General features: G+C 40.2%; 18 protein-coding genes and 2 riboswitches. Of the genes, 3 read left to right on the forward strand and 15 right to left on the reverse strand.

Annotated features, from left to right (window positions below; translation table 11 throughout):
* Positions 1–38 precede the first annotated feature (38 nt).
* Positions 39–1,235, forward strand: a complete 1,197-nt coding sequence (locus MHI34_RS19385; RefSeq protein ID WP_036126168.1) for a class I SAM-dependent rRNA methyltransferase — start codon at positions 39–41, stop codon at positions 1,233–1,235.
* A gap of 97 nt (positions 1,236–1,332) precedes the next feature.
* On the opposite strand, the gene MHI34_RS19390 is transcribed toward MHI34_RS19385, so the two are convergent.
* The 3 genes from MHI34_RS19390 to MHI34_RS19400 form a co-directional block, all read right to left on the reverse strand.
* Positions 1,333–3,321, reverse strand: coding sequence for a S9 family peptidase (locus MHI34_RS19390; protein ID WP_036122379.1), 1,989 nt, complete (start codon positions 3,319–3,321; stop codon positions 1,333–1,335).
* 71 nt (positions 3,322–3,392) lie between these two features.
* Positions 3,393–4,070: a precorrin-3B methylase gene (locus tag MHI34_RS19395; RefSeq protein WP_036122382.1), complete on the reverse strand. Its 678-nt coding sequence runs from the start codon at positions 4,068–4,070 to the stop codon at positions 3,393–3,395.
* 50 nt (positions 4,071–4,120) lie between these two features.
* On the reverse strand, positions 4,121–5,113 hold the full coding sequence (locus MHI34_RS19400; RefSeq protein WP_342503820.1) for an ABC transporter substrate-binding protein: 993 nt from the start codon (positions 5,111–5,113) through the stop codon (positions 4,121–4,123).
* A gap of 162 nt (positions 5,114–5,275) precedes the next feature.
* Positions 5,276–5,463, reverse strand: a riboswitch (cobalamin riboswitch).
* A 182-nt stretch (positions 5,464–5,645) separates the two neighbouring features.
* Between MHI34_RS19400 and MHI34_RS19405 the strand changes: the two genes are divergently transcribed.
* Positions 5,646–7,583: a translation factor GTPase family protein gene (locus MHI34_RS19405; protein ID WP_342503821.1), complete on the forward strand. Its 1,938-nt coding sequence runs from the start codon at positions 5,646–5,648 to the stop codon at positions 7,581–7,583.
* A 91-nt stretch (positions 7,584–7,674) separates the two neighbouring features.
* Positions 7,675–8,049: a hypothetical protein gene (locus tag MHI34_RS19410; protein WP_342503822.1), complete on the forward strand. Its 375-nt coding sequence runs from the start codon at positions 7,675–7,677 to the stop codon at positions 8,047–8,049.
* Between the two features lie 37 nt (positions 8,050–8,086).
* Here MHI34_RS19410 and MHI34_RS19415 read toward each other — a convergent pair whose 3' ends face one another.
* The 12 genes from MHI34_RS19415 to MHI34_RS19470 all read right to left on the reverse strand — a co-directional run bounded on the left by MHI34_RS19415 (position 8,087) and on the right by MHI34_RS19470 (position 18,700).
* The gene (locus MHI34_RS19415) at positions 8,087–8,809 is read right to left on the reverse strand and encodes a hypothetical protein (RefSeq protein WP_342503823.1); all 723 of its coding nucleotides are present in this window, start codon (positions 8,807–8,809) and stop codon (positions 8,087–8,089) included.
* Positions 8,810–9,036: 227 nt separating this feature from the next.
* A riboswitch (cobalamin riboswitch) is annotated at positions 9,037–9,221 on the reverse strand.
* Between the two features lie 321 nt (positions 9,222–9,542).
* The gene (locus tag MHI34_RS19420) at positions 9,543–9,743 is read right to left on the reverse strand and encodes a GNAT family N-acetyltransferase (RefSeq protein ID WP_342503824.1); all 201 of its coding nucleotides are present in this window, start codon (positions 9,741–9,743) and stop codon (positions 9,543–9,545) included.
* A 464-nt stretch (positions 9,744–10,207) separates the two neighbouring features.
* Positions 10,208–10,681, reverse strand: a complete 474-nt coding sequence (locus MHI34_RS19425; protein ID WP_342503825.1) for an 8-oxo-dGTP diphosphatase — start codon at positions 10,679–10,681, stop codon at positions 10,208–10,210.
* Positions 10,682–10,898: 217 nt separating this feature from the next.
* Positions 10,899–11,279, reverse strand: a complete 381-nt coding sequence (locus MHI34_RS19430) for a PH domain-containing protein (protein ID WP_036122398.1) — start codon at positions 11,277–11,279, stop codon at positions 10,899–10,901.
* Positions 11,280–11,884: 605 nt separating this feature from the next.
* The gene (locus MHI34_RS19435) at positions 11,885–13,129 is read right to left on the reverse strand and encodes a methyl-accepting chemotaxis protein (RefSeq protein ID WP_342503826.1); all 1,245 of its coding nucleotides are present in this window, start codon (positions 13,127–13,129) and stop codon (positions 11,885–11,887) included.
* 174 nt (positions 13,130–13,303) lie between these two features.
* Positions 13,304–14,722, reverse strand: a complete 1,419-nt coding sequence (aspA, locus tag MHI34_RS19440) for an aspartate ammonia-lyase (protein ID WP_036122404.1) — start codon at positions 14,720–14,722, stop codon at positions 13,304–13,306.
* A gap of 154 nt (positions 14,723–14,876) precedes the next feature.
* Complete coding sequence (locus tag MHI34_RS19445) at positions 14,877–15,506, reverse strand: NAD(P)-dependent oxidoreductase (protein WP_342503827.1); 630 nt, start codon at positions 15,504–15,506, stop codon at positions 14,877–14,879.
* 70 nt (positions 15,507–15,576) lie between these two features.
* Positions 15,577–15,990, reverse strand: coding sequence for an Rrf2 family transcriptional regulator (locus MHI34_RS19450; RefSeq protein WP_342503828.1), 414 nt, complete (start codon positions 15,988–15,990; stop codon positions 15,577–15,579).
* 107 nt (positions 15,991–16,097) lie between these two features.
* A complete protein-coding gene (locus tag MHI34_RS19455; protein WP_036122432.1) occupies positions 16,098–16,304 on the reverse strand; it encodes a hypothetical protein in 207 nt (68 codons plus the stop codon).
* A 45-nt stretch (positions 16,305–16,349) separates the two neighbouring features.
* A complete protein-coding gene (locus tag MHI34_RS19460) occupies positions 16,350–16,628 on the reverse strand; it encodes a hypothetical protein (RefSeq protein WP_244504823.1) in 279 nt (92 codons plus the stop codon).
* Positions 16,629–16,715: 87 nt separating this feature from the next.
* Positions 16,716–17,693 carry a thymidylate synthase gene (locus tag MHI34_RS19465; RefSeq protein ID WP_036122437.1) on the reverse strand — a complete coding sequence of 326 codons (978 nt, stop codon included), beginning with the start codon at positions 17,691–17,693 and terminating at the stop codon, positions 16,716–16,718.
* A gap of 89 nt (positions 17,694–17,782) precedes the next feature.
* Positions 17,783–18,700, reverse strand: coding sequence for a hypothetical protein (locus MHI34_RS19470; RefSeq protein ID WP_101966626.1), 918 nt, complete (start codon positions 18,698–18,700; stop codon positions 17,783–17,785).
* Positions 18,701–18,799: the final 99 nt, after the last annotated feature.

Raw genomic sequence — 18,799 nt, forward strand, 5'->3', positions numbered from 1 at the left:
GCGATAATAGAGCAAAACGTTTTTTAAAGGATGACATGATGACACAAACAATGACATTACAAATACAACTGCCCTATTCTGAGCAATTAAAAAAAGGCTATCCCCTTATTTCAAAGGATGCGGTCGATGCAAGACGCCTACCTGCTGAGCAAGGTACGCTTCTCAAGCTCATGGATCACCATAATCGTTTTATTGGTACAGGATACTACGGTATTCAAAATAAAGGGATTGGCTGGGTGCTAACAACTGACGTGAACGAAACCATCGATAAGACTTTTTTCATGAAAAAATTCAAAAAAGCCATCGACAATCGTGCAGCATTTTTCAACAATGAAAACACAACAGCCTTTCGTGTATTTAATGGTGAAGGAGATGGCATCGGCGGTCTCACGATTGACTTTTTTAATGGCTACTACATGGTGAGCTGGTATAGTGAGGGCATTTACTCCTTGAAAGATGTCGTATATGAGGCGCTTGCTGAGACGGTGAACTACCAAGCTATTTATGAGAAAAAACGCTTTGATAGCAAAGGGCAGTATATTGAACAGGATGATTTTGTGACGGGCACGCCTGGTGAATTTCCAATCATGGTGAAGGAAAATGGTATGACATACGCAGTTCATTTAAACGACGGAGCGATGACGGGGATTTTCCTAGATCAACGCGAGGTACGTTTGGCTATTCGTGAGCGTTATGCAAACCATACAAACATGCTCAATACATTCTCCTATACAGGAGCATTTTCAGTGGCAGCTGCTCTAGGAGGCGCCATGAAAACAACAAGTGTGGATGTAGCTAAACGCAGTCTTGCCAAAACCATTGAGCAATTCAGTGTGAATCAAATTGATTATGAAGCACAGGATATTAAAGTAATGGACGTTTTCCATTATTTTAAATATGCGCAGCGTCACGCCTTACAATTTGATCTTGTTGTATTAGACCCACCTAGCTTTGCCCGTACGAAGCAAATGACATTTTCAACAGCAAAGGACTACCCTAAATTACTGAAGGATGCCATTGCTATTACCGCTAAAAATGGCATCATTGTCGCTTCCACAAATAATGCTAGCTTTGGGATGAAAAAGTTTAAAGGCTTTATTGACCAAGCATTTAAAGAAACTCGTACACGCTATAAAATTGTAGAGGAATACGGTTTACCAAAGGATTTCCGTGTTTCACGTGAATACCCTGAATTTAATTATTTGAAGGTCGTCTTTATTCAAAAAATGGATTAACAGGAATTCAAGACAGAATCATTTCTTTATGATTCTGTCTTTTTATATAAAAAAGTGACCTAAGAAATTCATTTCTTAAGTCACCCCTGAATACTACTTATAGATAGTTCACAAACCAATCGCGAATATATTCAAGTCGATTGATTCTTAAAGTTGGTTTTCCGCTCCTTGACAGTTCATGATTGGACTCAGGGAAGCGCACGAATTTTGTTTCTTTTTTTCGATGCTTTAAGGCGATAAATAATTGCTCCGCCTGCTCAATTGGACAGCGATAGTCTTTTTCAGCGTGTAAAATGAGCAATGGTGTTTCGATATTATTGACATATTTCAGCGGTGAATGATGCCAAAGCTTTTCGATATCGTCAAGTCCCGCAAGAATTTGCCAATCTGTAAAGTAATACCCAATATCACTGACACCGTAAAAGCTAATCCAGTTCGAAATAGAGCGCTGCGTCACAGCTGCTTTAAAGCGATTCGTCTGGCCAACAATCCAGTTGGTCATAAAGCCGCCATAGCTCCCACCTGTCACTCCAAGACGGTCTGCATCAATAAAATCATAGTGCTCCAGCACATAGTCCACAGCCGCCATTAGATCCTCATAATCATTGCCACCATAATCACCACGCACTGCATCAACAAACGTTTGACCATAGCCATGACTGCCACGTGGGTTCGTATATAGCACCGCAAATCCTTGTGCAGCTAGAATTTGGAACTCATTAAAATAAGTATTGGCATACATCGCATGTGGCCCGCCATGAATTTCAAGCACTAGAGGATATTTTTTCCCTTCCTCATAACCAACTGGCTTCATGATCCAACCATTTACCTTCCAGCCCTCTGCTCCCTCAAATTCAATGGCTTCTGGAACAGCTAATGCTCTCGTCTTTAAAAATTCTTCATTGATGGACGTCAGCTGTTCTTTTTCACCCGTTTTTAGGTTGACGAAAAATAAATCGCCAGGATTCGTCGTTGTACTAATGGCTACGACTGCTTGATCATGTTGTGCATCAAGTGAAAAACCATAGACATATTGATCATCGTGAATAGCTGGATAGATTTCACCATCTATATTTCCGAAATAAATCGCAGCATTACCGTGATCTGTTACTTGGAAGTAGAAGCTATGATTATCATTCAACCATTGAACACGTGGTGACACCACACCTTGAAGAAAATCGCCGATTGCAAAATCCCCAATAGGGGCGTCAAATTCACTTGTTACACATGTCAGCAGATTTTGTTGCAAATCATAGAGCCATAGCTTTGCTTGTGTAGCATTTTCAAATTCTCTTTCACTACCTATGAAAGAGATGAAGCGACTGTTTGGAGACCATGACGTTTGGTAATACATACCTGTTCCCTCTGTTAACGGACGCGCTTGCTTTGTTTCTACATCTAATAAATAGATATCGCTCTTAAATGAAAAATCTGTATCCTCTGCTACATCAGCTAAGTACGTCATATATTGACCATCAGGTGACCATGTACCAAGATGGACATGATTGTTTCCTTTCGTCACTTGCTCTAACTCGCCCGATTCTAAATGGACGATCGCAATTTGACTAAACTGCTCCATATCCAAAAAACCTGCAGCATCCGATTTATGTTTCATCTTGTCTATTTCTAGAGGCTTTAGTTCTTTTTCTTCTTTCTTTTCATCCGTTACCTTATCCAAAATCGTTTCATCTTTACCTAGCTTGATAGAAAAGGCCATTTTCTTGCCGCATGGTGACCACACAGGTGATGTCACACCATTTTTACAATATGTCACCTGCTTTGCCTCTCCGCCTGCTTTTGAAAGAACATAAATTTGCGACTTGCCTGTTCTAGTGGATAAAAACGCAACTTGACTACCATCAGGTGACCATATAGGAGAACTTATTCTATCCTCCCCAAATGTCCATTGCTGTGGTGTTTTGTTCTTCAGGTTTATGTAAAACAAATTCGAGACATAATCTTTTTTCTTCTCATCAACACGTGTCTCAACATAAACTACCTCAGTCCCGTCAGGTGAGAGCTGTGGATCGGCTACTGATTTCAAGTGGTAAAGATCTTCTGGTTGAATCCCTTGTTTCGATGTCATGTTCTTGCTCCTTTGTATTGTCATTTTCTGTACTCTACTACAATACTTCGACACCCTAAGTAATATTCCTGCTAGTTAATTGATTTTTTTACTAATTCCCAATATTCGGTTGATTTTGTTCTGCGATAAAATTTAAAAAAGGGTTCATTCGGACGAGCATGTTCCTTATAAAGGTTCATCATTTGTAGCAAAAAATCTTCAATGTGCTCGACACCTACCTTTTTCGCAAATAACGTGCCCGCCTGCGCCTTTGCCCCCATCGGTACAGCGCCTAAATAAACATCAAAGCTCTCCTGCTGATAAACGAGTCCAATATCATCATAGACTGCATTGTAGCAGGCTGACGCACAGCCATTGATGTTAACACGTACTCTTGCAGGTACCTCGATCCCCTCTAAAGCATGATAAAGCTGTTCGGTTATCGGAGCAGCCTCCATCTTTTCACCATCACAAAAATCACAGGCCTTCATCGCGATGATGGGTCCTGATGGTGCAACATAAAGACCCACTTCTCGTAAGGCTTGCATAGCCTCTGTCACGGCACTCGTTGGAATGGACACTAAAATACTATAGGAGGCCGAATACTTAATCGCCCCCTTTTCGCCAGCAATCTCTGCTATTTTTTGAAATTGTGCAGGCGTATAATGCTTATTAATAATACCCGGGCTGACAGCTAAGCGTGTAAATTCGCCATGACGATTAAGTGTTTCAAATGTTTGATCTGGTACGTTTTTCTGAAATGCATTCATTGATATCGCTCCTTATGAAAAAGGAGCTAGCACAATGCTAGCTCGGAATTTTAAAAGTTATCAGGATAGAAGCCCTTCGCTAAAATTTCAATAGCCTCTGCCGCACGAACGCCTTCAGACGCAGCTGACAGTGGCAGGATGACAAAGCGATCATTTTTAACAGCTTCCATCTCCTTTAATGCTGGATCATTTTTTAAGAATTGAATCTTTTGTTCGGCCGTTGTTTCACCATAATCGATCACGACAACTACCTCGGGATTACGGTCTACCGCATCTTCCTTCGACACGGTTGTCCAGCCTGATTCCACATCACCAAAAATATTTTGACCACCAGCGATTGACACTAGTTCATTCATAAAGTTTTGACCAGCTGTAAAGACATCCTTTTCACCGCTATCAAATACGAGAACACGTAATTTCTCACTATCTTTTGGTAATTTAGCTTGAATTGCCTCCACATCTTGCGTCATTTGCTCAATTAAGGCTTCTCCACGATCCTCAATACGGAAAATTTTTGCGATATTACGAATATCAGTGAAAATATCCTCTAGTGTTGGCTTTGTCATATTGGAAGCCGTATGTAAATACGTATGAATGCCTAACTCCTCAAGCTCTTCCGGTGTTCCAACACCCTTTTCACCAAAGCCACTCTTCCAGCCTGCATATAAGAAATCAGCCTCGGCATCAATTACTTGCTCCTTCGTTGGGTATTGATCAGAAAGCACAGGCACTTTATCGTATGCTTCTTGTAGGGGCTCGTAGATTTTATCATCTAAGTAAGCTGTGCCTACCATGGAATCCTCTAAGCCTAGCGCTAGCATAATCTCTGTCACATGCTGATTTAAACTAATCGCTTTTGTAGGTGCTTCCTTATATGTTTGAGTTGTTTCATTATTGTCAATGGTTACTTCCGTTGCTGCCTCAGATGGCTCAACCTTCTCATCTTGCGCTGCTGATTCAGGTTTGTCCTTTGCATTACAAGCCCCTAAAACAGCGACCAAGGCAATGACCATCACCAGCCATAAACTTTCCCATTTCTTCATGTCCTTTTCTCCTTTGTTGTTCATCTATAGAAAGAAATCAAAGACTTCTTTGCTACCAGGATTCGTGGGAAGGGCATAAAAAAACCCTCTTGTCGCCAAGAGAGTAGCATAGTGAAAAAACGGTACATTACCTTTATCACTATCCCCATCCTCGTGGTTCTTAGTCAAAAAACACATACTGGCAGGTATCCTGGCTTAGGTTCATCATCTATACGCCTTCCCATAGTTAAACTACAGTGGCATGCTGTACAGACTCCCCATTTACAGTTGCGGGACAGCATCGGAATTGCACCGATTTCCCTTTTAAGCAAATGACAAATGCCATTTGCACCAATACGTTCTATAATGGTTAATACCATTGATAGACTAGCAGAAGAAAATTTGTAGCTCAATCAGTAGTATATTGCTAAATATATAATCATCATTATATTAGCACTATTTCGACAAAAATACGAACTATTTTACAAGAAATATATAGGCTAGTATTCTGTTACAATGAAAAGATAGCTATAGATAGAAACGAGGATATGTTATGTACAAAACAATTGGTGTACTTGCGCATGTGGATGCAGGTAAAACAACCTTCTCTGAGCAAGTACTTTTTCATACACAAAGCATTCAAGCTCGTGGTCGAGTGGATCATCAGGATACCTTTCTCGATCATCATGAGCTAGAGCGCAAGCGTGGTATTACCATTTTTGCCGAGCAAGGTCGCATGAACATAGGCGACGATACATACACGTTGATTGATACACCAGGGCATGTCGACTTCTCCCCTGAGATGGAGCGCGCCATTCGTGTGATGGATTATGCCATTGTTATCATTAGTGCGGTCGAGGGCGTACAGGGTCATACGGAAACCGTGTGGCAGCTTTTACGTAAATACCATGTCCCAACATTCTTCTTTATCAATAAAATTGATCGCGAAGGAGCCAATGTGGAGGCCGTTATGACACAGCTCCGCAAGGATTGTTCCCAGCAGGTGCTGTTCGTCGATGAACCGCTTCGTACTGATTATGTTTCAAGCGGCATCATGGAATGGTTGGCTGAGCGTAATGAAGAGCTGCTCGATGCCTTTTTGAATGAGTCATTGGAGCATGAGCAATGTCTTACTCAGCTACAGACCATGATTCAAAAGGAATGTGCCTTCCTCTGCTTTACAGGGTCTGCCCTAAAGGATGAGGGCATCAAGGAATTGCTTGCCCAGCTCCCTCTATTAACAGACACCCATTTTGAAGTGAATGCACCGTTTGAGGGGGAGGTTTTTAAAATTCGTCATGACGGCCACCAGCGTTTAACATTTATGAAGGCTATCAAGGGCGTTTTACATGTTCGGGATGAATTTTCGTTTGAAGAAGTGACAGAAAAAGTGACTGAAATTCGCCTCTATAATGGCAGTCGCTTTGATACCGTCCAAAAGGTTGAAGCGGGAGAGATTTTTGCTGTTAAAGGACTTAGTCAGGCCAATATTGGAGACCGCATCGGCACTACTATGCTGTCACAGCCCTATGAGCTTGTCCCAACGCTACAGGCAAAGGTTCAATATGAGGGCCATCAGCATATCAAGGAAGTGTTACAAATTTTCCGTTTACTAGAAGCAGAAGAGCCTTCCTTACGTGTGGTTTGGCAGGAAAAGTTCCAGGAAATCCATGTGCACATTATGGGCGTTATTCAGTTGGAGGTACTGATAGAAGTGTTAATGAAGCGTTTTTCATTAACGGTCTCCTTTGGCGAGCCCCAAATTTTATATATGGAAACCATTGTGACGACGGTGACAGGCTATGGTCATTTTGAGCCCCTCAAGCATTATGCAGAAGTTCATTTACTAATGGAGCCCAATCCGCGAGGAATAGGTAATACATTTAGCAATGCCTGCCATGCGGATCATTTATCGGTAGGCAACCAACGCCTTGTTGAAAAGCACCTGTTTGAGCGTGATCACCATGGCTTACTCACAGGCTTCCCTCTGACAGATGTTCATTTTACACTGCTAACAGGTCGCGGACATAATGAACATACATCGGGCGGCGATTTCCGAGAAGCTAGTTTCCGTGCGCTACGTCAAGGACTTGAGCAAGCACAGAACATCCTGCTTGAACCTTATTATCGCTTTAAAATGAAGGCTTCGAACGACTTTATCGGCCGCATGATGAGCGACATACAGCAAGCTGCTGGTACATTCGATGACCCCATCTTATCCGAAACAGATGTTGTGCTAACGGGACGAGCGCCCGTCGCCACCCTAATGAGCTATAGCACAACCTTTGCGGCCTATACCAATGGTAAGGGCGCACTCACACTCCAATTTGATGGCTATGATGTATGCCATAATGCAGAGGAAATTATTTCGCACATTGGCTACGATAAAAATGCCGACCCAGAATACAGCTCCTCCAGCATCTTTTGTGCGAAGGGCAAAGGATATTCTGTTCCTTGGCACGAAGCACAAGCAGCCATGCATTGTCTGTAAGTAGGTGATCCTGCCCGCGCGAAGCCGTTTGCTTGCGCGGGTGTTTACTTGCTTTGAGCGAGAATATTTACCCTGTTTGCGCGAGTATTCCTTGCTGGAGCGAGAGTATTTCATCTGTTTCCGCGAGTATTCGCTGCTCGAACGAGAGTATTTCATCTGCTTCCGCGAGTATTCGCTGCTCGAACGAGAGTATTTCATCTCCTTCCGCGAGTATTCGTTGCTCGAACGAGAGTATTTCATCTCCTTCCGCGAGTATTCGCTGCTTGAGCGAGAGTATTTCATCTCCTTCCGCGAGTATTCCTTGCTCGAACGAGAGTATTTCATCTCCTTCCGCGAGTATTCGCTGCTTGAGCGAGAGTATTTCATCTCCTTCCGCGAGTATTCCTTGCTCGAACGAGAGTATTTCATCTGCTTCCGCGAGTATTCGCTGCTCGAACGAGAGTATTTACCCCCTCCCTTCAAATAAATAAAAACAAGCCCTCCGTTTGATGGAGGGCTTGAGTTTATAATGCACCTACTGCTTTCTTTGTAGGACTGTGCACAAGGTATGCAGGCTCGACAATCACGTAGTCATGCGTGTTTGTGAAATCAACTAGCACTTTACCAGGATAACTTTTTAAAATTTGCAGTTGATCAATTAATTGCAGCAATAGCTCGTGACCGTTGCCACGTGGATGCCAGTTGAAATGGTAATCATTTAATGCCTGAACCGCTTCAATAAATTGGGCATATTCCTGCTGCACAAAGGCTATTAACTTATCATGTTGAGGCGCTAAATCGTGGATATATGTTTCATAAAAACGCATCACAATCGAGCATAATACATCATTGACACGCGCTGCACTTAAAACAGGCTTTGGCTCCAGTGACAGGCGGTCAAGGTTGGGCTTGGCACGTGTGGAATCAATGCGTGTAATTAAATGGTATGACTCCCCGTTAACCTCATAGACAATCGGGTTAGTCGGCATATACATCATAAAGCTATTGGTCTTCGTTTTCAGTTGATCGGTTACCGCTGCCTTCGCGAAAAGATGCCCGTCCACATCCCCATTTTGTATCCAAATAATTTCTTTATTATATAAAATTTGCTCAAAGAAGCGATCATTGCGGATCAGCTTCGTTGCTAATAATTGGTCAATCAATGATTCGACCGCCATTCTTGTTTTCGCTTTCTTGGCAACTTCTGTGCGTGGCTGCTTACAAATGGTCATATCTAAAGAAGTCATACATGCATCCCCTTTACGTACATAATGTCAAAACAAAAAGGATTTCCTACCATTTTTGAGGAAATCCTTCGCTTATCTTCGTTCATCACCCAATGCCAAACAAACCCTAAGTATGTGTAAATGAGCCCGATTGCGAACCCCTTCATTTACTTTGGGCGTTTGACGTACCGTGACGAACAGAGCATTCTGTTTTGTCAACATGCCACCTCCTATTCCTCGTAGGTTACTGGTGTGTACTCGTAATAGGCAGGTATCCTGACTCATGGTCATTGCCACTTTTCTCCTTCCCATCATTTGACAGTGGTTGCTGAAAAGTCGCTCACATTTACAGTTGCGGGACAGTGTCGGATTCGCACCGACTTCCCTTTTAAGCAAATTGCACGCAATTTACACCTATTACTACACGCTATTCAGTTGGTAAGGAAATTTGCGAAAATTCTCTATTCCTTAGCTAATCATTGTAAAGTATTGTATGTCCAAAGTCAATTTATGCTAAAAAATACTAATTATTTCAAAATAATTCCATGTAAAATGGATGCATAGAATACTAGGTTTTCCTCATGTCACACTGAGCATCACTTTAATTGCTTTCTGTAAAGTGATAATAAAGTTATTTCTAATCAAAAAATACAAAAATTATATTATTAAGAAGGCTCTTTAAAGTTGTTTAAATCTTGTTCAACTAGCCCCGTTAGTTCAACAACTTCCTGAAATCAATTCTTGTGTAGTTTTATTATAGGTAAGAGATAGGTTCGTAACCGTGTTTGCTAATTAACTTTATCATGTTGGGATTTTCTATCGAGTCAACACTCACAAATATTTCAGAATGTCCTAAACTCTTTGCAATATTTTCTCTATACCTCATTAAGTCTGAACCTATACCATTACCACGATAATCCTCTTTTACATATAGGTCACTTAATTTAGGAAGCAAAGTACCTTTTAATTTAAGAACTCCAAAACCTAATATAAGTGCGTCTTGATATTATTCCTTTTTTGCAAATTGCTTTAAATAATTCGTGAATAGATCTTTATTATTTCTACTATCATAAACCCGATAAGTCGTTTTCATTCGCTAATCTGATTATGTAGTTCATGGTTACTGCCACTTCCCTATTCTTTAATAAATCACTATTATAAAATTTCTTCTTCAACAATATGCACCGTTCGTTAAATAAACAAAAGGACGGTCAAGCACCTTTTATTTTAGAATTTTCTCTAGCTATTCTTAATCCCTCTCTACCATTTAGATATTGAAAGTTAAACTATTTAACAAAGTGGGTAAATTTAAGCCCCATTATTTATTCTTCACATATATATGTATTGAACTGACCTCGATGTTATTGAAAAGCGACTGCTCTATTGAACGATTGCCCCCTGTCAGTCCAATAACAAGTTTTAGGTGTGACGTATAGTAACTTTCCCTTCTTTATTTTCTTCGTGGTTCCATTCAACTTGAATCTCAAATGTTCCATCTTGAAAAAATAAAGGAAATCTTCTCCGTATCGATGGCTGCATAGGAAGTTTATATGCGTTCTCTATATCTACCCAAACCGCTTTCCCCTCTGGAGCATCTTTCAAGAGTTCACCCTCGAAATCCTTTGTTATGTAATTAAATATCATATATCTATCTTTTGCGACTGGATTAACATATTCATAAAGCCCTTTATAAATAAGGTTTCTAACTTCTAACCCCGTTTCTTCTTTTACTTCTCTGATAGCACTTTCTACAATACTTTCAGGAAATTCAACTTTACCACCCGGTGGAATAAAACCTTTGAAATTGTCGTGCTGTCTATCCAGAAGTAAAACCTTCTCTTCACTTTGAATCATACACACCGTCCATATTTTATAATTAATAGAATTACTCATAATTCACTCCATCTTTTTTAAATAAATATTACCATATATGTGTCCTTCTTAGTTAAACAACTTCATTATCTCTTAACACCTTCTCTACATTATGTGCCTGTTTCGTAATCGGAACTGGAATCCCTTACACCCTTCACAAGGTATTTCCTCATCTTTATCATCCTTTCTTTGCACAACAAAAAAGCCTCGCATAAATGCGGGCTTTTAGTACCATACATTACGTCCCCAAAACATACTGCGCTAAAACACTTTGCACTTTGTAAATATTCGTCGCCTTGTTGAAGTTTTTTTGAATCGGTAACGAACTACCTGACACCCATATTTTGAGCTCTGCATCTAAATCAAATGTCCCGGCTGTTTCTACTGAAAAATGAACGATATTTTTATAGGGGATGGAATGATATTCGGTTTTCTTGCCAGTCACCCCTTGCTTATCGATAAGGATTAATCGTTTATTCGTAAAAATAAACGTGTCTCTTATAATTTTATAGGCATTTTTGATTGTTTCGTTTGGAATCAATAAATCACGGACCTCCTCCTGTAATTTTTCTAAATTCACCTCGCTCGCATTGCCGATTAATCCATCAAATAAGCCCATCTCCTGGCCCCTTTCATTGTCATTTATTTAATGTATTACAAAGAAGATAGCGCTACGACAGGAAATAATGGTTTTATTGAGTCTATAAAGGCGAAGCATTGCACGTAATCATAGGCTCTCTACTAGCTATTGTTTAGGCTGTGATGAAGAGAGGGCAAGCTAGTTAAGGTTAGCATCTCTTTTGGTAAGGTAAATAGCGATTTTTTTAAAGAGGATGGGAATGAAGAATCACTCAAATTATTCCAAGAAGCGATGGCAACAGCTGTCAAAAATGAAGGTGTTGTCAATATGGTGTAAATAGAGGATACGGCTAGAAACAAATATGGCTATCACCTTTGGTAAGGTGAAAAAGGACAAATCAGTAGCTGAATGTAGGTTAAGGTTACGCATACAATCTACGTGATCTCTAAGGATTTCACTAAGAAATTAATTACGTTGGTCCGCCAATAAAAAACACTTCCCATTCTAATGACAGGAAGTGCATTTCAAATTACTTATCTATCGCCTGAAACCACCTTTGTGCATAGCTATCTGTGGAGGCAAAATCATCTTGTTCTTAGCTAGCTATTCAGGGCTAAAAAACCTTGAAAATATGTTTTTCTTGCTTAAACCTGAAATTGATTTGTTAGCTTTTGTAAATTATCAGCTTGTACGCTTAAATCCTGTGTCACATGATTGACAGCTTGCATTGAGGCTGTTTGCTCATCCATTGAATGTAAAACAGCCTCTGTATAATACGATAGCTTACCCATACCATTAGCAATCGTTGTCACAGAGGAAGCTACTTCATTGGCACTGCTAGAAAGCTGTTCAGCTGTTGTTGAAATATCCTCAAGCTGGCTCGTCATTTGACTAACATGCTGTGAAATCGTGCCAAAGGATTTTGTTGCCTCATCAATGACATAGACACCCTGCTGAACATTTTTTAAATCCTCCTCCACTGAGGATGCTACCTGTTTCGTGTCAGTTTCAATGCCCACTACTAAGTCCACGATTTGTGCAGCAGAATGCTTGGATTGCTCTGCTAATTGACGCACTTCCTCTGCCACAACTGCGAAGCCTTTCCCATGTTCTCCAGCTCGAGCTGCTTCAATGGCGGCATTCAATGCCAATAAATTCGTTTGGTCCGTAATAGCTGTAATCATCTCAGTCATCGATTTAATATCTGTCATTTTATTGGATAATTGCTGCATGAGTCCGCTCGTTTTTTCGGTTGAAGAAGAAATAAATTTCATTTGTTCCTTCGCCACATGTAAAATATTCGCTCCATTTCCTGCAATCTCATTGGCATCTTTTGCATGATCAAACACATCCTGAGTGGCTTCCGTAATTCGTCCGATTCCATCGACAGTTTCTTGCATAGCATTAGCACTATCATTGGCAGATTGTGCCGCTTGCTTCAAGCCCTCTGACGTTTTCTCCATTTGTTGATCGACTTCTTCCACAGCTACCGTAATTTCATTCGTACTTGCGGATAATTCTTCGATGCTTGCTGATAAATCTGTAGAGCTGTGCGCAATTTTTTGTGTCATTGTGCGTAATTGTTCCTGCATCTCTAAAAAGGATTGCGCTAGCTGAGAAATCTCACTCTTGTCACGAACCTCGATGACAACTGTATCTAATTGGCCTGCCGTAATACCCTGTGCAGCCTCTGTTAATTGTTTGATAGGCTGTATCACTTTGTAATGAACATATACGGTGTAAGCTAATGTAATGGCTATTCCTACGATGGTTAATACAGTCGAAAGCCATTCTAATGTCGTTACATTGGCTAAATCAATAAAGAGAATAATAATCATTAAGACATTTAAAACTGCAAAGCCAAGTAAACTCTTTTTTCGTAAACTCATTCCAAATTCCCCCAACTAAAATATGTCTTCCATACCATTATTATAGTTGAAAAATCCTAAAAATCATAAGGATACGCTCTCTTTTATAAGAACAAAGACACAAGCCTATTGATGACTGCATAAAAAAAGACTATAGACAGCTCGTAAAGCATGTCTACAGTCTTGATGTTGGAATTATTTTAAATTCATGATACTAGAGCCAGCAATACCTGGGTGTGTCATTTCATATGGATCTAATATTAAGTCTAATTGTTCGTTTGTTAAGACACCTTCTTCAATGCAAAGCTCACGAATAGAACGACCTGTTAGAATTGCTTCACGCGCAAGACGTGCTGCTACTTCATAGCCAATATGTGGGTTGACAGCCGTTAGTACCCCTACACTTTTCTCTACATATTCTTTCATGCGTTCTTCATTTGCTTCGATGTCTTTTAAGCAATTTTCCGTAAACGCACGGAAAACATTATTCATAATGCTAATGGACTGAATTAAGTTAAACACTAAAACAGGCTCCATTACGTTTAATTCTAATTGTCCAGCTTCAGATGCTAGTGAAATCGTATGGTCATTACCAATCACTTGGAAGGCAACTTGGTTCAGTACCTCTGGCATAACTGGGTTGACTTTACCTGGCATAATCGAAGATCCTGGTTGACGAGCTGGTAAAAGGATTTCTCCTAAGCCTGCACGAGGACCTGAAGCCATTAAACGTAAGTCATTAGCGATTTTAGACATATTAATCATACAGATTTTTAAAGCGCCTGATACTTCTGTATAAGCATCTGTATTTTGTGTTGCATCCACTAAATGTGTCGCACCTTTTAATGGTAAACCAGAAATTTCAGCAAGATGCTCATCAACGGATTTAATGTAATCTGGGAAGGCATTTAAACCTGTTCCAACAGCCGTTGCACCCATGTTCACGTCATATAAATTTGGACGTGTTTGACGAATGCGTACGATATCACGGTTAATCACGCGGCAATAAGCTTCAAACTCTTGTCCTAAGCGAATTGGCACGGCATCCTGTAAATGCGTACGACCCATTTTAATGACATGTGCAAATTGCTCTGCTTTTTGATGGAAAACCGATTGCATATAATCCATCGTTACTAATAATTCATCTATTAAATTTAAAACAGCGATATGAATAGCTGTTGGGAACGCATCATTTGTTGATTGGGACATATTAACATGACTGTTTGGGCTTACTGTGTGATAGTCACCTTTTTCTTTCCCTAAGATTTCTAGGGCACGGTTGGCGATGACTTCATTAGCATTCATATTGATGGATGTACCTGCTCCACCTTGGATTGGGTCTACAAGAAATTCTGCATCCCATTTGCCATCAATTACTTCTTGTGCTGCTTCGACAATTGCCTCACCAATTTCTTTTGATAATAGGTGTACTTCCATATTACTTAAAGCCGCTGCTTTCTTCACAATCCCCATCGCCTTAATAAGTGAAGAGTGAATTGTGTAGCCTGTAATTGGGAAGTTTTCCGTTGCACGTAATGTTTGAATTCCGTAATAAGCCTCTGCTGGTAATACGCGCTCACCTAAAAAATCTTTTTCTATACGTTGTGTTGACATCATTGTCGTCTCCTTTTATGTAATACTCACACTTGATAGTAGCTAATAAAAGTCGTATTGTAAACAGTCATTTTTCTGTAAACGAAAAAAATCCTTCAAAAAAGCAAAGAAATCGCTAAAAACCGAGCGCATTTCCTACGCTCGGTTGCCTTTATTATTTATTCGATGTCACTGTAAAACGGCTATTTACATGCTGTGGATTTTCTAATTCATCTACGACAGCAACCGCATAATCAGCATAGCTGACATAGCTTTCACCCGCGTCATTGACTAATAAATGGTCAACACCTGCTGTGTAGTGACCTGTACGTGGTCCTTCTGGATCAAAAAATGCTGATGGACTGATAAATGTCCACGTAATAGAGGATTGTTGTAAATCCTCTAGATTTTGTCCTTGATTTTGCGCTGTCGCTAAGTACATTGCTGGGAAATCTGGTGTTTCCATCACACGCACTTTTTTCTCTGGGTCCACAAATAAACTACCTGCACCACCTACAACAACTAATTTTGTAGCAATCCCTTTGAAAATCGAAATCAAATGACGGCCCACTTTTACATGTAACTGTTCTTGTCCTGCTGGCGCACCAAATGCATTCACAACGACATCAAAGCCCTTCACATCTTCTGCTGTTATATCCAAGACATCTTTTTCAAGCACTGGAATAGCGGCTGTCACTTTAGCTGCTGAACGAACGATAGCTGTTACGTCATGACCTCGTTGTAACGCTTCCTCTACTATTTTTTGTCCCGCTTTCCCTGTTGCACCAATTATGGCAATTTTCATTATTTATTCCTCCTCGATTTTAGTTGTAACTATTTTGGTTACAGGTTGGATACAAAAAGACCATCTCCGTCTAAGTACGAAGTTGATCCAGCACATCCTGTAGCGTCTGTGCTTGTAATTGCTCCTCCATTGCCTGCCAAACAGATGTATAGACACCTTCCAATGTATGTTGGATTTTCCGCCCTACTGCACACTCTGGGTTTGGCTCATCATGAATCGCAAAAAGCTGCTCTGGCCCATTCATCGCCTGATAAATAGCTAAAAGTGTTAAATCCTTTGGCTCGACTAATAGCTCATAGCCAGCCATGCCCGAATGTGATGACAGTAAGCCAGCCTTTTTTAGAACGCCAATCATACGTCTTACAACAACGGGATTAGTATTCACGCTCCCAGCCATATAGTCGGACGTGAGTAAGCTTTTATCAGATGTTGTAGCAATGAGAGAAAGAATATGGATCGCCACCGAAAATCGACTGTTCACCATATGTATCACCACCTGTTGTAACCATTATAGTTACAGGTGCAAAAAAAAGCAAGCCCTTTTTGTCACCTGTATTTATTTTCTCCGTTTTGTTACATCAAATACGCCGTTTATATTTTCTTCACATATATCACTAATTCCTGACGTATTTGTCCATTGTCATCATAAAAATCTAAGTTATGAAATTCATATTTGAAATGACCGACTGGAAATGTCACACTTTCTCCCTGAGTTGCAGCCAATATACCAGCCACATCATGTGACACCGTATGTAATAACTCTTCTCCAGAAAATGAATCGACAAAAATTACATTCATAAAAAAACACCTCCATAGCCATTATAGCTTAGAAGGCGCTTACATTTATAGTGTTTCTTTATAGCCTTTCAAACGAATTTCTTCGATGATTTGCATCATTTCGTGAATTTGCTGCTGTGATAATTTCGTCGTGTTACAAGAACACACCTGTTGTGTAGCACCCTGTTTTTGCCGTTGATGACTCGGCTGCCGCTCACATTCATCTGCTTGAAGTACTATTGTATTTTTCACAACTTTCACCTCTACACGATAATGGACTGACTCGCTCCAAATAATGCTAGTAATCCCATAATTACTATAATCAACTACTATTCGTCCAGTCATCCAACTGCTTACCTATTTAGTAAAACAAATCGTTAGACCTAGTGCTTCGTTTGAAAAAAACAGCAACCAAGACGGCTGCTGCTAGGATTATACGGCAATCGGTGCTTTAATAGCTGGATGCGGATCATATCCTTCAATGGATAAATCCTCAAGCTCTATATCAAAGATCGATGTTTTAGTTGGATTGATGTGCAATGTCGGTAGGTCCTTTGGCTCCCGTGATAGCTGTTCTTTCACTTGCTCCACATGGTTCGCATAAATATGAGCATCCCCAATGCTGTGAATAAATTCGCCAACCTCTAGTCCACACTCATGTGCAATTAAATGCGTTAATAAAGCGTAAGAAGCAATATTGAACGGACAGCCTAATAATGTATCTAAGCTTCGTTGCATTAATTGACAGCTTAATTTACCATTCGCCACATAGAACTGGAACATCACATGACATGGCGGTAATGCCGCTTTACTGCCCTTTGCCCCCGCATTGATAACATCCTCAGGATTCCACGCATTGACAATCATACGTCGTGAGTCAGGATTATGCTTAATTTGATCAATAACATCCTGTAGCTGGTCAAGGCTCTGGCCATCAGATGTAGTCCAATGACGCCATTGCTTGCCATAGACATTGCCGAGATCGCCGTATTGCTGCGCAAAGTCGTCATCCGTTAAGACACGCTCACAAAATGAAGCCAGCTCTTTTTGATACAAGGCATTAAACGACTCATCCACTAAACAGCGGCGGCCAAAATCGGTCATATCAGGTCCTGTATAGGCATCTGATTCCACCCATTTTTTAAATGCCCATTCATCCCATATATGATTATTATGTTGCAATAAATAACGGATATTCGTATCCCCTTTAATGAACCACAATAATTCACTCGCTACCAGCTTAAAAGGGACACGCTTTGTCGTTAAAAGTGGGAAACCTTTGCTTAAATCAAAGCGCATTTGATAACCAAAGACACTGTATGTACCCGTCCCTGTCCGATCTTCTTTTTTCGTGCCATTTTCTAATATATGTTGTAGTAAATTTAAGTACGCCATTTCTGGATGCATCATTTTTGTTCAACAACTCCTCACTTTTGCTGTTGACCATTATACCATTACATAGCGGATTTTCGTATGTCAAATGTTGAATAAAGCTGTCATCAGCCCGAATGGTAGGAATTGTTATTGAGCTCCCGTGAAATTTCACTCTCGGTTGTGACGAAAAAAGTAGGCAGTAAGATAATATTCAATAAAATCGGTCCAACGATGACTAATAAATCAATGCCAGGGCTAAAGTAAAGCCCGAATGCTGTAATCAAGCCCGATAACACGAGGAATACGATTTGGGCAACTATAATCAAAATCGGTAACAATTGATACAGATAATTAAGTTTACGGAACTGGTGCATATTGTCTGGATTTTCGATGATTTTTCTTTTTAAACGCCTAGACAAAATCATGCAAGCAAGCAGTTGGACCGCCATAAAGCAAAAATAAATGATGCTGTATAATAGCAATTGACTTTTCTGTATCGTGCCATCAAAATGACCAACCCTCTGGTTTAATAAATCATTAACTGCTCCCTCATAAACATATTCACGCTCACTTAAAACAGTAAAAGGCTCCATAAAGCCAAACGCTGTCCAGTCCTTTGTATTGACAGTCCAACTCGATAATTTACTCGCTAAAATACGCAATTGAATGGGATCTTGCTCCCCAAACATTCCTACTAAATTACGATATGGGATTGCTACTTTTAGCTGGCCATCTCGCTTTTCTTGAAATAAATCCTGAATATAAAAGGTATAGGCAACATCCGACTTATTGGCTTCGTAACGGGCCTCTTCAATGTTCCAATGACTAGCTAAGGAAGCTTGAATACCGTTTTTCATGTCTGTATAGGGCATATCCTTATGTAAATGCTTCGGAATCTTATAGACAAAATGATGATCACTACCAATGAGACCGATTTCTACCTCGACTTTATCTTGATTCACCATTTTGGCCTTCGTGGTCAATGGAATGGTAATCATAGCGATGAGGAAAAAAAGAATAAATGTACAAATGCCTTTTTTCACGCAATAGACCCCCTGTTCGTCACAATAATTAAATTCACCGTATCATAGCCATGTCCGAAAACACTATTTCGTTATTCCGAAAAGGCAATAGTGGTTTTC

This window comes from Lysinibacillus sp. FSL L8-0126, assembly GCF_038630385.1.
GTDB classification, from domain to species: domain Bacteria; phylum Bacillota; class Bacilli; order Bacillales_A; family Planococcaceae; genus Lysinibacillus; species Lysinibacillus fusiformis_D.

What these genes read in the sequence shown, in the direction of transcription:
- aspA (WP_036122404.1), bottom strand. Translation starts at nt 14,722, where the DNA reads ATGTCAACACAACGTATAGAAAAAGATTTTTTAGGTGAGCGCGTATTA.
- MHI34_RS19425 (WP_342503825.1), bottom strand. Translation starts at nt 10,681, where the DNA reads ATGAGTAATTCTATTAATTATAAAATATGGACGGTGTGTATGATTCAA.
- MHI34_RS19395 (WP_036122382.1), bottom strand. Translation starts at nt 4,070, where the DNA reads ATGAATGCATTTCAGAAAAACGTACCAGATCAAACATTTGAAACACTT.
- MHI34_RS19445 (WP_342503827.1), bottom strand. Translation starts at nt 15,506, where the DNA reads ATGAAAATTGCCATAATTGGTGCAACAGGGAAAGCGGGACAAAAAATA.
- MHI34_RS19400 (WP_342503820.1), bottom strand. Translation starts at nt 5,113, where the DNA reads ATGAAGAAATGGGAAAGTTTATGGCTGGTGATGGTCATTGCCTTGGTC.
- MHI34_RS19450 (WP_342503828.1), bottom strand. Translation starts at nt 15,990, where the DNA reads ATGGTGAACAGTCGATTTTCGGTGGCGATCCATATTCTTTCTCTCATT.
- MHI34_RS19390 (WP_036122379.1), bottom strand. Translation starts at nt 3,321, where the DNA reads ATGACATCGAAACAAGGGATTCAACCAGAAGATCTTTACCACTTGAAA.
- MHI34_RS19415 (WP_342503823.1), bottom strand. Translation starts at nt 8,809, where the DNA reads ATGACTTCTTTAGATATGACCATTTGTAAGCAGCCACGCACAGAAGTT.
- MHI34_RS19385 (WP_036126168.1), top strand. Translation starts at nt 39, where the DNA reads ATGACACAAACAATGACATTACAAATACAACTGCCCTATTCTGAGCAA.
- MHI34_RS19430 (WP_036122398.1), bottom strand. Translation starts at nt 11,279, where the DNA reads ATGGGCTTATTTGATGGATTAATCGGCAATGCGAGCGAGGTGAATTTA.
- MHI34_RS19455 (WP_036122432.1), bottom strand. Translation starts at nt 16,304, where the DNA reads ATGAATGTAATTTTTGTCGATTCATTTTCTGGAGAAGAGTTATTACAT.
- MHI34_RS19405 (WP_342503821.1), top strand. Translation starts at nt 5,646, where the DNA reads ATGTACAAAACAATTGGTGTACTTGCGCATGTGGATGCAGGTAAAACA.
- MHI34_RS19465 (WP_036122437.1), bottom strand. Translation starts at nt 17,693, where the DNA reads ATGATGCATCCAGAAATGGCGTACTTAAATTTACTACAACATATATTA.
- MHI34_RS19435 (WP_342503826.1), bottom strand. Translation starts at nt 13,129, where the DNA reads ATGAGTTTACGAAAAAAGAGTTTACTTGGCTTTGCAGTTTTAAATGTC.
- MHI34_RS19460 (WP_244504823.1), bottom strand. Translation starts at nt 16,628, where the DNA reads ATGACTGGACGAATAGTAGTTGATTATAGTAATTATGGGATTACTAGC.